This is a genomic window from Stenotrophomonas sp. YJH_SMC_119 (assembly GCF_059368315.1).
Genome location: NZ_JCAFRP010000001.1, coordinates 58,381 through 74,351, shown reverse-complemented (window position 1 = coordinate 74,351; position 15,971 = coordinate 58,381). Strand labels below are relative to the sequence as shown.

Below are 15,971 nucleotides of genomic sequence, written 5' to 3'. Positions count from 1 at the left end.
CGAGAGATGGATTGGGTAAATATCGCTTTCTGGGTGTTCGCCATCGCGGCAACGGTTTCGGCCGGTGCGGTGATCAGCGTGCGCAACCCGGTGCATGCAGTGCTGTGCCTGGTGCTGACCTTCTTCTCCATTGCCTGCGTGTGGCTGCTGGTGGGCGCCGAGTTCCTCGGCGTGGCGCTGGTGCTGGTCTACGTCGGCGCGGTGATGGTGCTGTTCCTGTTCGTGGTGATGATGCTGGACATCGATCCCACCAAGATGCGTGAGGGCTGGGTGCGCTACCTGCCGGTCGGCCTGATCGTGGCAGTGGCGATGCTGGTGCAGATGCTGATCCTGATCGGCGTGAAGGGCAGGGCGGTCACTCCGTTCCCGGCCGACAACGCCGCTGCGGTCGCTGCCGACAGCTCCAACGTCACCTGGCTGGCGCGCACGCTGTTCACCGAATACCTGCTGCCGTTCGAGTTCGCCGCCGTCATCCTGACCGTGGCCGTGGTCGCCGCCGTGATGCTGACCCTGCGTCGCCGTACCGGCGTGAAGAGCCAGAACCCGGGTGAGCAGACCATGGTCAAGGCCGGCCAGCGCCTGCGCATGGTCAAGATGGGCGCCGAAGCACCGGTCGTGCACAGCAACAGCAAGCCGGCCACCGGCGAGGAGACCCAGCCGTGATTACCCTTGGCCACATGCTTGCGCTTGGCGCGGTGCTGTTCGCCATCAGCCTGGCCGGCATCTTCCTCAACCGGAAGAACGTCATCGTCCTGCTGATGTCGATCGAGCTGATGCTGCTGTCGGTGAACATCAATTTCGTCGGCTTCTCGCGTCAGCTGGGCGATCCGTCCGGCCAGCTGTTCGTGTTCTTCATCCTGACCGTCGCCGCCGCGGAAGCCGCCATCGGCCTGGCGATCCTGGTGACCCTGTTCCGTACCCGCCGCACGATCAATGTCGGCGAAGTCGATTCGTTGAAGGGCTGATCCACAGATGGAAATCACTCTCTCCAAGAGTCTGTTGATCGCAGTGGTGCTTGCACCGCTGTTCGGCAGCATCATCGCCGGCCTGTTCGGTCGCCAGGTCAAGCGCTTCGGCGCGCAGACCATCACCATCCTCGGCGTCGCGGTAGCCTGCGGCCTGTCGATGTACACGTTCTACCAGCTGATGTGGGGCGGCGCGCAGCCGTTCAACCAGAACATCTACACGTTCTTCGAAGTCGGCCAGTATTCGGCGCACGTCGGCTTCATGGTCGACAAGCTGACCGCGATGATGATGGTGGTGGTGACCTTCGTGTCGCTGCTGGTCCACATCTACACGATCGGCTACATGCAGGACGACCCGGGCTACCAGCGGTTCTTCAGCTACATCTCGCTGTTCACCTTCTCGATGCTCACCCTGGTGATGAGCAACAACTTCCTGCAGCTGTTCTTCGGCTGGGAAGCGGTGGGCCTGGTGTCGTACCTGCTGATCGGCTTCTGGTTCAAGCGCCCGACCGCGATCTTCGCCAACATGAAGGCGTTCCTGGTCAACCGCGTCGGTGACTTCGGCTTCCTGCTGGGCATCGCCGGCGTGCTGTGGGTGTTCGGCACCCTGGACTATTCGCAGGTGTTCTCGCAGGCCGGCATGCTGGCTGACCCGCGCGCCCAGCTGCAGATCTGGGACGGCACGATCCTGGGCATGCAGCTGCTGAACGAGCCGGTGATCTGGTCGATCGCCACCGTCATCTGCATCTGCCTGTTCATCGGCGCCATGGGCAAGTCGGCCCAGGTCCCGCTGCACGTGTGGCTGCCGGACTCGATGGAAGGCCCGACCCCGATCTCGGCACTGATCCACGCCGCGACGATGGTGACCGCCGGTATCTTCATGGTCACCCGCATGTCGCCGCTGTTCGAGCTGTCGCAGACGGCGCTGAACTTCGTGCTGTTCATCGGTGCCACCACCGCGTTCTTCACCGGCCTGATCGGCATCGTGCAGAACGACATCAAGCGCGTCGTCGCGTACTCCACGCTGTCGCAGCTGGGCTACATGACCGTCGCCCTGGGCGTGTCGGCCTACTCGGCCGCCGTGTTCCACCTGATGACCCACGCCTTCTTCAAGGCCCTGCTGTTCCTGGGCGCCGGCTCGGTCATCATCGCGATGCACCACGAGCAGGACATGCGCAAGATGGGCGGCCTGCGCAAGTACATGCCGATCACCTTCATCACCATGTGGATCGGTACGCTGGCCCTGGTTGGTACGCCGTTCTTCTCCGGCTTCTACTCGAAGGACACGATCATCGAGGCGGCCGAGATCCACGCCCACATGCAGAACAGCTGGGTGGCCACCTATGGCTACTGGGCGGTGCTGGGTGGCGTGCTGGTGACCAGCTTCTACAGCTTCCGCCTGCTGTTCATGACCTTCCACGGCAAGGAGCGTTTCCGCGACGCGCACGACGATCATGGCCACGGCCATGACGATCACCACGCCGCCGATGCCCACCATGGCGATGCCCATGACGACCACGGCCATGGCCACGGTCCGCATGAACCGCATGAAACCCCGTGGGTGGTGACCCTGCCGCTGATCCTGCTGGCCATCCCGTCGATCGCCATCGGTTTCTTCAGCATCGGTCCGATGCTGCACGGCACCGACTGGGCCGGCAACCATGCGCACGAGGCGATCAAGGGCCAGGCACAGACGTTCTTCACCGGCATCGTCGACTTCTACGATCCGGCCAAGAACACCGTCGCGTTCCTGGGTGAAGAGTTCCATGGCCCGGTCGCGTTCGCGCTGCACGGCATGATGCTGCCGCCGTTCTGGCTGACCCTGGCGGGCTTCCTGCTGGCTGCGCTGTTCTACCTGTGGAAGCCGGACCTCTCGGGCAAGGCACGCAAGACCTTCGCCCCGATCGTTTCGGTGCTGGAAAACAAGTACGGCTTCGACAAGCTGTGGATCGATGGCTTTGCCGGTGGCAGCGTCAAGCTGGGCAAGGTCTCGCGCTGGATCGACAGCAACATCGTCGACGGTGTGGTCAATCTCTCGGCACGTGTTGTGGACGTTGCAGCCGGCGTGCTGCGTCGTACCCAATCCGGTTTCCTCTATCACTACGCCTTCGCGATGATCATCGGCCTGATTGCCCTGCTGGGCGTGCTGATGCATTACCTGCGTTGATGACCTGTACGGAATAAGAAGACGTGTCGAACTGGCCTCTACTCAGTGTCCTCATCTGGCTGCCGATCATCGGTGGCGCCCTGATCCTTGCGATCCGTGATGCACAGACTGCCCGCTGGGCGTCGCTGGGCGTCGCGGTGCTCACCTTCGTTGCAAGCCTCTCGCTGCTGAGCGGCTACAACGCGGGCATCGACGGCCTGCAGTTCGTCGAGACCCATGCCTGGATCCCGGCGTACAAGATCGGCTACAACCTGGGCGTGGACGGCATTGCCGTGGCGCTGATCCTGCTGACGACCCTGGTCAGCGTGCTTGCCCTGATCGGCGCCTGGAGCGCCATCGACAAGCGCGTCAACCAGTACGTGGCGGCCTTCCTGATCCTGGAAGGCGTCACCGTCGGCATCTTCGCCGCGACGGACGCGATGCTGTTCTACGTGTTCTTCGAAGCCATGCTGATCCCGATGTTCCTGATCATCGGTGTCTGGGGTGGCCCGCGCCGCATCTACGCAGCACTGAAGTTCTTCCTGTACACCTTCCTCGGCTCGGTGCTGATGCTGGTGGCGCTGATCTACCTGTACATGAAGGGCGGCAGCTTCCAGCTGGCCGACCTGTACGCGCTGCCGCTGTCGGCCAAAGAACAGACCTGGATCTTCTTCGCCTTCCTGATCGCCTTCGCGGTCAAGGTGCCGATGTTCCCGGTCCACACCTGGCTGCCGGACGCCCACGTGGAAGCGCCGACCGCCGGTTCGGTGATCCTGGCCGCCATCGCCCTGAAGATCGGTGGCTACGGCTTCCTGCGCTTCAACCTGCCGATCGTCCCGGACGCGTCGCAGGAATGGGCCTGGCTGGTGATCGCGCTGTCGCTGATCGCGGTGATCTACGTCGGCCTGGTCGCCCTGGTGCAGGACGACATGAAGAAGCTGATCGCCTATTCGTCGATCGCGCACATGGGCTTCGTCACCCTGGGCACCTTCATCGCCCTGTGGCTGGTGCGTGAAGCCGGCAACGCCGATGCTGCCCGCCTGGGCCTGCAGGGCGCCATGGTGCAGATGATCTCGCACGGCTTCGTGTCCGGTGCGATGTTCTCCTGTGTCGGCGTGCTGTACGACCGCATGCACAGCCGCCGCATCGCCGATTACGGCGGCGTGGTCAATGTGATGCCGTGGTTCGCCACCTTCGCCATGCTGTTCTTCATGGCCAATGCGGGCCTGCCGGGCACCAGCGGTTTCGTCGGCGAGTTCATGGTCATCCTGTCGGCCTTCCAGCGTAATCCGTGGATCGCACTGGGCGCGGCCACCACCCTGATCATCGGCGCCGCCTACACCCTGTGGCTGTACAAGCGCATCTTCTTCGGCGAAGTGGCCAATAGCCACGTGGCCGAACTGAAGGACATCAACGGCCGCGAATGGCTGGTGCTGGGCGTGTTCGCCATCGGCGTGCTGGCCCTGGGCATCTACCCCAAGCCGCTGACCGACCTGATGGAGCCCTCGATCGCGAAGCTGGCGATGCAGATCGCATCCAGCAAGCTGCTGTAATTCCAGGATTTGATGATGACCACCTCGCCGCTGCTGCCATTGACCGCCGCTGACCTGCCACCGCTCGCTCCCGAGCTGGTGCTGATCGGCAGCGCCTTCGCCCTGATGATCCTCGACCTGTTCGTCAGCAACCGGAACAAGATCTTCACCCACCTGTTCTCGCTCGCTGCGCTGGCCGTGGTGCTGTTCATGCTGGCCACCGGCGTGGGCGGGCAGGGCGAGGTCTTCCATGGCATGTTCGTGCGCGATACCGCCGCGGACGTGATGAAGACCGGGATCGTGCTGCTCAGCGGCCTGACCCTGGTCTACGGCTGGCGCTACCTGCGTGACCGCAACCTGTTCCAGGGCGAGATCCCGGTGCTGATCCTGTTCGGCACCGCCGGCATGATGATTCTGGTCTCGGCCGGCAGCCTGCTGATGGTCTACCTGGGCCTGGAACTGCTGGCGCTGTGCTCCTACGCACTGGTTGCCAGCAACCGTGAGAACGGTCTGGCCTCGGAAGCGGCGATGAAGTACATCGTGCTGGGTTCGCTGGCCTCGGGCCTGCTGCTGTACGGCATGTCGCTGATCTACGGCTCCACCGGCAGCCTGCACCTGGACGTCATCCGTGACGCCATCCCGCACTCGGAAGAGCGCGTGCTGCTGATCACCGGTGCGGTGTTCATGATCGCCGGCGTCGCCTTCAAGCTGGGTGCCGCACCGTTCCACATGTGGCTGCCGGACGTGTACCAGGGTGCCCCGGCACCGATCGCGCTGTTCATCAGCTCGGCGCCGAAGCTGGCCGCCTTCGGCATGGCCTACCGCCTGCTGGAAATGGGCGTGGGTCCGCTGTCGACTGAACTGCAGCTGCTGATCGCCGGCCTGGCCGCGGTCTCGCTGGTCATCGGCAACCTGATGGCCATCGCGCAGAGCAACCTCAAGCGCATGCTGGCGTTCTCCACCGTCTCGCACATCGGCTTCCTGCTGATGGGCATCGCCGGTGGTGGCGCGCAGGGCTATGCCGCCGCGCTGTTCTACGCACTGGCCTACGCCATCATGTCCACCGCCGCCTTCGGCGCGATCATCGCGCTGTCGCGTGCCGGTTTCGAAGCCGAGAACATCGAGGACTTCAAGGGCCTCAATGCCCGCAACCCGTGGATGGCCGGCCTGGTGCTGTGCATCATGGCGTCGCTGGCCGGCATTCCGCCGTTCCTGGGCTTCTGGACCAAGCTGGCGGTGCTGGGCGCGGCCGTCAACGGGGGCCTGCTGTGGCTGGCCATCCTCGGCGTGCTGTGTGCAGTGGTCGGCTGCTTCTACTACCTGCGCGTCATCAAGGTCATGTACTTCGATGAGCCGGTGGGCGAGGCCATGCCGCGCAGCAACGACCGCGTGCTGGGCCTGGTGCTGGGCGTGAACGCGCTGGCGCTGCTGGCGCTGGGCCTGGCCTGGAACCCGATCATGGTCTGGTGCCAGCAGGCATTTGCGCATCTTGCATAAAAGTTGACACAAAGCTGCGCGATTCGTGTAATATGCGCAGCCTGAGTTGTCACTGCAGCGGTTCAGCCAGAACATCGTTGCGGTAGCCCTCCTCGAAAGAGAGTAGGGCAACAGTTCAAACACTTCCGGTGCGGGGTGGAGCAGTCTGGCAGCTCGTCGGGCTCATAACCCGAAGGTCGCAGGTTCAAATCCTGCCCCCGCTACCAGCTTCAGATCGGCGCCAACCGGTTTGATGAATGAGGGAAAGCTTGCATTTTTTGGAGCCAACGCTCATAATTCCGCTTCTGATGCGGGGTGGAGCAGTCTGGCAGCTCGTCGGGCTCATAACCCGAAGGTCGCAGGTTCAAATCCTGCCCCCGCTACCAAGTAAAGAGCAAGTAAAGAGATCGCCTTCGAAGTCCTGCTTCGAAGGCGTTTTTCTTTGGGTGGCTGCGTCGTTTCTGCGTGATCGGGGTCAGATCCCTTTTCCGCGGGAAAGGGATCTGACCCCAGGTCCGCACCTTGCACCAGCGCGGTGCAGCCGCTATCATCAGCGGCCTAGCAGTACCCCTGAAGGCGGCCTCCCGGCGGGAGTCCGGACCCGGAAGGAGGGCCGCAACCGGCAGGCACTGCAGGTTGCAACCGGAATCCAGTCACCGGAGTCTTTCCGGAAAAGGGGCCCAGCGGGCCCTTTGTCGTTTCCGGGGCGTCATGTTTTCACGCCGGCCAAAGCCGGCACCCAACCAAGAGATCAAGGCAGGCTGTGAGCGACAAGGCAACCGACATCGCGAATCTGCTCGCCCCGACCGTTGTGTCGCTGGGCCTGGAGCTGCTGGGCGTTGAGTATCTGCCGGCCCCCGGCGGTGCGACCCTGCGCCTTTACATCGACGTGCCGCTGGCTGAACAGCCCGAGCGCATCATCAATGTCGACGACTGCGAGCGGGTCAGCCGCGAAGTGTCGGCGCAGCTGGACGTCGAAGACCCGATCAGCGGCAATTACACGCTGGAAGTGTCCTCGCCGGGCGTGGATCGCCCGCTGTTCAACCTGGAGCAGTTCGCTCGCCACCAGGGTGAATCGGCCAAGGTCACGCTGAAGCTGCCGCAGGACAACCGTCGTCGCCTGCAGGGCCGTATCGAGGCAACCGACGAGGCCGCAGGCACCATCACCTTCATCGTCGACAAGACCGAAGTGGTGGTGTCGGCCGACAACATCGACAAGGCACGGATCATGCCCGACTGGGTGGCGCTGGGGCTGGCCCCGAGCAAGCCGACCGGTCCGGCGCCGAAGCGTCCGAAGCCGAACACGAATTCTTCTTCCAACGAGCCGGCGGCAAAGAAGCCGCGCGCGGAGTGAGCCAATGAGCAAGGAACTGTTGCTGGTAGTCGACGCGGTCGCCAACGAGAAGGGCGTGCCGCGTGAAGTGATCTTCGATGCCATCGAGGCCGCCCTGGCCTCGGCAGCGAAGAAGCGCTATCCCGACGAGGAAGTGCTGACCCGCGTGGTCATCGACCACAAGGATGGCAGCTACGAAACCTTCCGCCGCTGGGAAGTGGTGGCCGACGACGTGGTCATGGAATCGCCGGACCGCCAGATCCGCCTGATGGACGCCGTCGACGAAGCCGAAGGCGTGGACGTCGGCGACTACATCGAAGAGCAGATCGAGAACCCGGACTTCGGCCGCATCGCCGCCCAGGCCGCCAAGCAGGTCATCGTCCAGCGCGTGCGCGAAGCCGAGCGCCAGCAGGTCGTGGATGCGTGGAAGGATCGCGTCGGCGAACTGATCACCGGTGTGGTCAAGCGCGCCGAGCGCGGCAACATCTATGTCGACCTCGGTGGCAATGCCGAAGGCTTCATTCCGAAGGACAAGGGCATTCCGCGCGACGTGCTGCGCGCCGGTGACCGCGTGCGCGGCTACCTGGCCGAAGTCCGTTCGGAACCCCGTGGCCCGCAGCTGTTCATCAGCCGCGCCGCCCCGGAATTCATGATCGAGCTGTTCAAGCTGGAAGTGCCGGAAGTCGGCCAGGGCCTGGTGGAAATCAAGGCCTGCGCCCGTGATCCGGGCGACCGCGCCAAGATCGCCGTGCTCGCCCACGACCAGCGCACCGATCCGATCGGTGCCTGCATCGGCATGCGCGGTTCGCGCGTGCAGGCCGTGTCCAACGAGCTCAATGGCGAGCGCGTGGACATCGTGCTGTGGAACGACAACCCGGCCAACTTCGTCATCAACGCGATGGCGCCGGCCGAAGTGCAGTCGATCATCGTCGATGAAGACAAGCACTCGATGGACCTGGCCGTTGCCGAAGACCGCCTGGCCCAGGCGATCGGCAAGGGCGGCCAGAACGTGCGCCTGGCCAGCCGCCTGACCGGCTGGCAGCTCAACGTGATGACCCAGGACCAGGTCACCGCCAAGTCGGAGGCCGAGCAGGCTTCGGCCCGCCAGCTGTTCATGGACAAGCTGGAAGTGGACGAGGAAATCGCCGGCATCCTGGTCAGCGAAGGCTTCGGCACCGTCGAGGAAATCGCATATGTCCCGGTCGGCGAACTGCTGGCCGTGGAAGGTTTCGACGAAGACATCGTCGAAGAGCTGCGCGCTCGTGCCCGCGATGCGCTGCTCAATGAGGCCCTGGCAGTCGAAGAAGGCCTTGAAGACGGCCAGCCGGCGCAGGACCTGCTGTCCCTGAAGGGCATGGACGAAGCCACCGCATATGCGCTGGCCGGCCACGGCGTGCGTACCAGCGAGGACCTGTCCGACCTGGCCGCCGACGAGGTCATGGACTTCGGCATCGAAGGACTGGATCAGGCGCGCGCCGCTGCGCTGATCCTGGCCGCCCGTGCCGAAGAGATCGCCCGACTGGAACGCGGCGAATGAGCCGGCAATGAACAGGGCCCTGAGCCGCTCAGGGCGTAGAATCCGCGCCACCTCCAGATGCGGGGGGGCGCCCACAAGATCATAGGATCCGAATGTCGCAGCAAACCACCATCCGCAAGCTTGCCGAACTGGTCAACACGCCGGTCGAAAAACTGCTGGAACAGCTGGCCGGTGCCGGCATGAAGTTCAGCGGTCCCGACCAGGTCGTGACCAGCTCCGAGAAGGTGAAGCTCCTGGGCTTCCTTCGTCGTTCGCACGGCAAGCCCGAGCAGGCCCCGGAAGAGAGCGATCAGTCTGCAAAGAAGATCACGCTCAACCGCCGGAAGCAGCAGGAAGTGACGGTCAATTCCGGTCGCAGCAAGACGACCGTGAATGTCGAGGTGCGCCAGAAGCGCACCTACGTCAAGGATGGTGCGCGCGCCATGACGCCGGACGAAGAGCGCGCCGACATCCTGCGCAAGCTGGAAGAGTCGCGCGCCCGCAACCTCGCCGAACAGCAGGCCCTGGCCGAGAAGGATCGTCTGCGCGACGAAGCCATCGTCCGTGCCCGTGAGGAAGAGATTGCGGCCAAGGAACGCGCAGAGGCCGAGAAGAAGGCTGCCGAGGAAGCTGCGGCCGCCGCCAAGGCTGCCGAGGCACTGGCGGCCGCCAAGCCCAAGCGCGCTCCGATCGATGAAACCGCGCCGCGTCCGCCGCGCACGCCGGCCGCCGCTCCGGCTGCGCCGCGCAGTGCGCCGCCGCCGCCGCGCAACGACGACCGCAACAACCGCAGCGCGCCGCGCAACGAGCGTGGCCCGGGCGACCGTTTCGCCGGCCAGATGCACCTGTCGGCTGCCGACCGTGCGCGTCGTGGCAACAGCAACAACAGCAACACCCGTGGTCGGCCGGGCGGCCGTAACCAGGCCGGTGGCCGTCGCGACATGTCGCGCGGTGGCAACAATGCCGGCCCGCACGCCTTCGAGCGTCCGACCGCACCGGTGGTGCGTGAAGTGGCGATCGGCGACACGATCACCGTGGCCGACCTGGCGCAGAAGCTCGCGCTGAAGGGCGGCGAGGTGGTCAAGGCGCTGTTCAAGATGGGCGTGATGGCCACCATCACCCAGTCCATCGACCACGACACCGCCGCGCTGGTGACCGAAGAACTCGGCCACAAGGCGATCCGTGCCAACGACAACGACGCCGAGGACGCACTGCTGGCCTCGACCGGTGAAAACCAGGGCGAAGCCACCCAGCGTCCGCCGGTGGTCACCATCATGGGCCACGTCGACCACGGCAAGACCTCGCTGCTGGATTACATCCGCCGCACCAAGGTCGCCACCGGCGAAGCCGGCGGCATCACCCAGCACATCGGTGCTTACCACGTTGATACGCCGAAGGGCGTGATCAGCTTCCTGGATACCCCGGGCCATGCTGCCTTCACCTCGATGCGTGCCCGCGGCGCCAAGCTGACCGATATCGTGGTGCTGGTCGTGGCCGCCGATGACGGCGTCATGCCGCAGACCAAGGAAGCGATCCAGCACGCCCGTTCGGCGGGTGTGCCGCTGATCGTGGCGATCAACAAGATCGACAAGTCCGACGCCGACCCGATGCGGGTCAAGAACGAACTGCTGTCCGAGCAGGTCGTGGCCGAAGATTTCGGTGGTGACACCCAGATGGTGGAGATCTCGGCCAAGACCGGCCTGGGCATCGACGACTTGCTGGACGCCATCTCGATCCAGGCCGAACTGCTGGAACTGAAGGCCGTCGACGAAGGCCGCGCCTCGGGCGTGGTGATCGAATCGTCGCTGGACAAGGGCCGCGGCCCGGTCGCTACCGTGCTGGTGCAGCAGGGCCGCCTGAAGAAGGGCGACTACCTGGTGTGCGGCATCCAGTACGGCCGCGTGCGTGCACTGTTCGACGAAACCGGCAAGCAGCCGGAATTCGCCGGCCCGTCCATCCCGGTGCAGGTCCTGGGCCTGTCCGGCGTGCCGGAAGCCGGTGACGACTTCGTGGTGGTCGAGGACGAGCGCCTGGCCAAGGACGTTGCCCAGCAGCGTGAGACCAAGCGCCGTGAATCGCGCCTGGTCGCCACCGCCGGCAGCCGCATGGAAGACATCATGGCGACCCTGGGCAAGGGCGAGGGCCAGCAGGTCCTCAACCTGGTCATCAAGGCCGACGTGCAGGGTTCGGTGCAGGCCCTCAGCCAGGCGCTGGTGGCGCTGTCCAACGAAGACATCCGCATCAACGTGATCCACTCCGGCGTGGGCGGCATCACCGAATCGGACGCCAACTCGGCGGCCGCTTCGAAGGCCACCGTCATCGGCTTCAACGTGCGTGCGGATGCTTCGGCCCGTCGCATCATCGAATCCAACGGCGTGGACCTGCGCTACTTCTCGATCATCTATGACGTGATCGATCAGGTGAAGCAGGTGGCCTCCGGTCTGCTGGGCGTGGAGATCCGCGAAGAGATCATCGGTATCGCCGAGGTCCGCGACGTGTTCCGCAGCTCCAAGCTGGGCGCCGTTGCCGGCTCGATGGTCATCGAGGGCGTGGTCAGGCGCAACAAGCCGATCCGCGTGCTGCGCGACAGCGTGGTGATCTTCGAGGGCGAGCTGGAATCGCTGCGTCGCTTCAAGGAGAACGTCGAGGAAGTCCGCAACGGTACCGAGTGCGGTATCGCGGTGAAGGCCTACAACGACGTCAAGCCGGGTGACCAGATCGAGTGCTTCGAGCGTATCGAAGTGCCGCGCACCCTGTAATGCTGCAAGGTGGCCCGACCAACGGTCGGGCCCCACCATGGACCTGTAGCGCCCGACGGTTGGTCGGGCGACAATCGAATCAAAGGTAGCGCCCGACCGTTGGTCGGGCGACAACTGAACGAAGAGCTCCTCGTGCCCAAGACTTTCCATCGAACCGACCGTGTCTCCGCCCAGCTGCGCCGTGAACTCGGCACCCTGGTGCACAACGCCGTGCGCGAGCACGGGTTGCCCTCGGTGAGCGTGTCCGACGTGGAAATCACCCGCGACATGGCCCATGCCAAGGTGTTCGTCACCGCGCTGATGCCGGAACGTTCGGCCGAAGCCGTGGCCGGCCTGAAGGAGCTGGGCTACCGCCTGCGCATGGACCTGGCACGCGCGATGAAGCTGCGCCACGTGCCGGAGCTGCATTTCCACTACGACGACTCGGTCGACCGTGGTGAGCACATCGACAACCTCCTGCGCGACCTGCCCGATACGCTGGCCGCGGAGAAGCGTCGCGAGAGCGACGAAGAATAACCGCGTGGCGCCGGGCATGCCCGGCGTTGTTGCATTCCGGCTGCGCGATGTCTGATGCAGACCGCGCTGCGGCAGTCGAGCATGGCTCGACCCTACAAAATTCTGCCATGACCCGAATTCAGTTCCGCCGCCTGGATGGCATCCTGCTGCTCGACAAGTCGACCGGCATGAGTTCCAACGCCGCCCTGCAGGTAGCCCGCCGCCTGTTCCGCGCAGAGAAAGGGGGGCACACCGGCAGCCTTGACCCGCTGGCCACCGGCCTGCTGCCGCTGTGCTTCGGCGAGGCAACCAAGATCGCCGGCCTGCTGCTCGGCTCGGCCAAGGCCTACGATGCCGAGATCGTGCTGGGCCAGACCACCGATACCGACGATGCCGAAGGCCAGGTGCTGCTCCAGCGCCCGGTGCCGGCCATCAGTGCCGAAGCGCTGCAGGCCGCACTGGCGGCGCTGACCGGCAACATCCGCCAGCGTGCCCCGATCTATTCGGCGCTGAAGCAGGGCGGTGAGCCGCTGTATGTGAAGGCCCGCCGCGGCGATGTCATCGAAGCGCCCGAACGCGAGGTGCAGGTACATGCCATCGAGGTGCTGGAGCAGCAGCCGGAACGGTTGCGGCTGCGCGTGACCTGCGGCTCCGGCACCTACATCCGCAGCCTGGCCCGCGACCTGGGCGAGGCGCTGGGCTGTGGTGCCCACATCAGCGCACTGCGTCGGCTCTGGGTCGAGCCGTTCCGTGAGCCGGCGATGGTCACCCTGGACCAGCTGCGGGCGATGGTCGAGGCGGGTGACGAGGCGGGCATGGACGCGCTGCTGCTGCCGCTGGCGGCCGGCCTGGCCGAGTACCCGCGGGTCGACCTGGATGCCGACCAGGCCCACCGCTTCTGCGTCGGCCAGCGCCAGCGCGATCTGTCCTGGCCGCGTGGCCTGGTGGCGGTGTTTGGTCCGGACGACGCTGTCCAGGGCCTGGGCCAGGTCGACGAGAGCGGCCTGTTGGCCCCGCAGCGTCGTTTCAACCTCTGACCGGGCCCGGGCGGTTCAGCCCCGGTCCTTGTCCCGGAAGCCCCCGACCGTTACAATTTCGCGGCCGTTTTCCGGCAGCCTGCCTGGCGCAGGTTTCATCCTCGTAGTCCACGGCGAGCCTGGCGGTGCGCGAAGCGCGTTCCTGCCGGCCACGCATCACAGAGAAAAAGAAATGTCGATCGACACCCAGAAGGTCATTGAAGACAACAAGCGCAGCTCGGCTGACACCGGCTCCCCGGAAGTCCAGGTTGCGCTGCTGACCGCCCGCATCGAACTGCTGACCGGCCACTTCAAGACCCACAAGAAGGACCACCACAGCCGCCGCGGCCTGCTGCAGATGGTCAACCGCCGTCGCAGCCTGCTCGACTACCTGAAGAAGAAGGACGTCGAGCGCTACAAGGCCCTGATCGAGAAGCTTGGCCTGCGTCGCTAAGCAACGAATCCCCCGCGGCGCAGCGATGCGCCGCGGTTTTGTTTTGTAGTACCGCAATCCCCGATTCAGGCCGGAACGATCCGGCCACCCGCTGGCGGCAAGGGTCGCCGACGGTCCAAATTCGCAGACAGCATCCCCAAGGACACCCTCCGTGGCAAAAATCACCAAAACCTTCCAGTACGGCAAGCACACCGTCACGCTTGAGACCGGCGAAGTCGCCCGTCAGGCCAGCGGCGCCGTCATCGTCAAGATGGACGACACCGTACTGCTGGTCACCGCCGTCGCCGCCAAGAGCGCGCGCGAAGGCCAGGACTTCTTCCCGCTGACCGTCGATTATCAGGAAAAGTTCTACGCCGGCGGCCGTATCCCGGGTGGTTTCTTCAAGCGTGAAGGCCGTGCGACCGAGAAGGAAACCCTGATCTCGCGTCTGATCGACCGTCCGATCCGTCCGCTGTTCCCGGAAGACTACAAGAACGAAGTGCAGATCATCGCCACGGTCATGTCGTTGAACCCGGACGTGGACGGCGACATCCCGGCCCTGATCGGTGCCTCCGCTGCCCTGGCCCTGGCCGGCACCCCGTTCATGGGTCCGATCGGCGCTGCCAAGGTCGGTTACAAGAACGGCGAGTACATCCTGAACCCGACCGTCAGCGAACTGGCTGACTCGCAGCTGGAACTGGTCGTCGCCGGTACCTCCAACGCCGTGCTGATGGTTGAATCCGAAGCCGCGCTGCTGTCCGAGGAAGTGATGCTGGGCGCCGTGACCTTCGGTCACCGCGAGATGCAGAAGGTCATCAACGCGATCAACGAGCTGACCGTCGAAGCCGGCACCAAGCCGTCGACCTGGGAAGCCCCGGCCAAGAACGACGCGCTGATCTCCGCCCTGAAGGAAGCCATCGGCCCGCGCCTGGGCGAAGCCTTCCAGGTGCGTGACAAGCTGCAGCGCCGCGACGCCATCTCGGCAATCAAGAAGGACGTGTTCGAAACCCTGGCTGGCCGCGTGGCCGCCGAAGGCTGGAACCCGGCCGAGCTGTCGAAGGAATTCGGCGAGCTGGAATACCGCACCATGCGTGACTCGGTGCTGGACACCAAGGTCCGTATCGACGGCCGTGCGCTGGACACCGTCCGCCCGATCGCCGTGAAGACCGGCGTGCTGCCGCGTACCCACGGTTCCTCGCTGTTCACCCGTGGCGAAACCCAGGCCATCGTGACCATCACCCTGGGCACCGCCCGTGACGGCCAGGTCATCGACGCCGTTGCCGGTGAGTACAAGGAAAACTTCCTGTTCCACTACAACTTCCCCCCGTTCTCGGTGGGTGAGTGCGGCCGCATGATGGGCCCGAAGCGCCGCGAAATCGGCCACGGTCGCCTGGCCAAGCGCGGCGTGCTGGCTGTCATGCCGTCGCTGGAAGCCTTCCCGTACACCATCCGCGTCGTCTCGGAAATCACCGAGTCGAACGGTTCCTCGTCGATGGCCTCGGTCTGCGGCTCGTCGCTGGCCCTGATGGACGCCGGCGTGCCGGTGAAGGCTCCGGTGGCCGGTATCGCCATGGGCCTGGTCAAGGAAGGCGAGCGCTTCGTCGTCCTGTCCGACATCCTGGGTGACGAAGATCACCTGGGCGACATGGACTTCAAGGTCGCCGGTACCGCTGAGGGCATTTCCGCCCTGCAGATGGACATCAAGATCGAAGGCATCACCGAAGAGATCATGAAGCAGGCCCTGCAGCAGGCCAAGGCTGGCCGTCTGCACATCCTGGGCGAAATGGCCCACGGCCTGACCGCTCCGCGTGAAGAGCTGTCGGACTACGCGCCGCGCCTGCTGACCATCAAGATCCACCCGGACAAGATCCGCGAAGTGATCGGCAAGGGTGGTTCGACCATCCAGGCCATCACCAAGGAAACCGGCACCCAGATCGACATCCAGGACGACGGCACCATCGTCATCGCTTCGGTCAACGCCATCGCTGCGCAGGCCGCCAAGGCCCGCATCGAGCAGATCACCTCGGACGTCGAACCGGGCCGCATCTATGAAGGCAAGGTCGCCAAGATCATGGACTTCGGTGCGTTCGTCACCATCCTGCCGGGCAAGGACGGTCTGGTCCACGTGTCGCAGATCTCCAGCGATCGCGTCGAGAAGGTCGGCGACGTGCTGAAGGAAGGCGATGTGGTCAAGGTCAAGGTGCTGGAAGTCGACAAGCAGGGCCGTATCCGCCTGTCGATGAAGGCCGTGGAAGAAGGCGACGCCGCCAGCGCCGAATAATCGGTATTGCTGATTGTGC

General features: G+C 64.8%; 12 protein-coding genes and 2 tRNA genes. All 14 read left to right on the top strand.

Annotated elements, in window-relative coordinates:
- The first annotated feature begins 6 nt into the window (after nucleotides 1–6).
- On the top strand, nucleotides 7–663 hold the full coding sequence (locus tag AC5P6S_RS00385; RefSeq protein ID WP_010486441.1) for an NADH-quinone oxidoreductase subunit J: 657 nt from the start codon (nucleotides 7–9) through the stop codon (nucleotides 661–663).
- Nucleotides 660–965, top strand: a complete 306-nt coding sequence (nuoK, locus tag AC5P6S_RS00380) for an NADH-quinone oxidoreductase subunit NuoK (RefSeq protein WP_005410454.1) — start codon at nucleotides 660–662, stop codon at nucleotides 963–965. The genes AC5P6S_RS00385 and nuoK overlap by 4 nt, the downstream gene beginning before the upstream one ends.
- A 7-nt stretch (nucleotides 966–972) precedes the next feature.
- The gene (gene nuoL / locus AC5P6S_RS00375; protein ID WP_005414069.1) at nucleotides 973–3,132 is read left to right on the top strand and encodes an NADH-quinone oxidoreductase subunit L; all 2,160 of its coding nucleotides are present in this window, start codon (nucleotides 973–975) and stop codon (nucleotides 3,130–3,132) included.
- 23 nt (nucleotides 3,133–3,155) lie between these two features.
- A complete protein-coding gene (locus tag AC5P6S_RS00370) occupies nucleotides 3,156–4,664 on the top strand; it encodes an NADH-quinone oxidoreductase subunit M (protein ID WP_005410452.1) in 1,509 nt (502 codons plus the stop codon).
- A 15-nt stretch (nucleotides 4,665–4,679) separates the two neighbouring features.
- Entirely contained in the window at nucleotides 4,680–6,140 is a 1,461-nt protein-coding gene (gene nuoN / locus AC5P6S_RS00365; protein ID WP_049397768.1) for an NADH-quinone oxidoreductase subunit NuoN, read from the top strand.
- A gap of 129 nt (nucleotides 6,141–6,269) precedes the next feature.
- Nucleotides 6,270–6,346, top strand: a tRNA-Met gene (locus tag AC5P6S_RS00360).
- Nucleotides 6,347–6,428: 82 nt separating this feature from the next.
- Nucleotides 6,429–6,505, top strand: a tRNA-Met gene (locus AC5P6S_RS00355).
- 377 nt (nucleotides 6,506–6,882) lie between these two features.
- On the top strand, nucleotides 6,883–7,473 hold the full coding sequence (rimP, locus tag AC5P6S_RS00350) for a ribosome maturation factor RimP (protein WP_005410450.1): 591 nt from the start codon (nucleotides 6,883–6,885) through the stop codon (nucleotides 7,471–7,473).
- A 4-nt stretch (nucleotides 7,474–7,477) separates the two neighbouring features.
- Complete coding sequence (gene nusA / locus AC5P6S_RS00345) at nucleotides 7,478–8,989, top strand: transcription termination factor NusA (RefSeq protein ID WP_005410449.1); 1,512 nt, start codon at nucleotides 7,478–7,480, stop codon at nucleotides 8,987–8,989.
- 92 nt (nucleotides 8,990–9,081) lie between these two features.
- Nucleotides 9,082–11,727, top strand: coding sequence for a translation initiation factor IF-2 (gene infB / locus AC5P6S_RS00340; protein WP_012480878.1), 2,646 nt, complete (start codon nucleotides 9,082–9,084; stop codon nucleotides 11,725–11,727).
- A gap of 132 nt (nucleotides 11,728–11,859) precedes the next feature.
- Nucleotides 11,860–12,243: a 30S ribosome-binding factor RbfA gene (rbfA, locus tag AC5P6S_RS00335; protein WP_019660575.1), complete on the top strand. Its 384-nt coding sequence runs from the start codon at nucleotides 11,860–11,862 to the stop codon at nucleotides 12,241–12,243.
- Nucleotides 12,244–12,350: 107 nt separating this feature from the next.
- Nucleotides 12,351–13,259 carry a tRNA pseudouridine(55) synthase TruB gene (gene truB / locus AC5P6S_RS00330; protein WP_065183994.1) on the top strand — a complete coding sequence of 303 codons (909 nt, stop codon included), beginning with the start codon at nucleotides 12,351–12,353 and terminating at the stop codon, nucleotides 13,257–13,259.
- A gap of 172 nt (nucleotides 13,260–13,431) precedes the next feature.
- The gene (gene rpsO, locus AC5P6S_RS00325; protein ID WP_005410445.1) at nucleotides 13,432–13,692 is read left to right on the top strand and encodes a 30S ribosomal protein S15; all 261 of its coding nucleotides are present in this window, start codon (nucleotides 13,432–13,434) and stop codon (nucleotides 13,690–13,692) included.
- A 151-nt stretch (nucleotides 13,693–13,843) separates the two neighbouring features.
- A complete protein-coding gene (gene pnp / locus AC5P6S_RS00320; RefSeq protein WP_005410444.1) occupies nucleotides 13,844–15,952 on the top strand; it encodes a polyribonucleotide nucleotidyltransferase in 2,109 nt (702 codons plus the stop codon).
- Nucleotides 15,953–15,971: the final 19 nt, after the last annotated feature.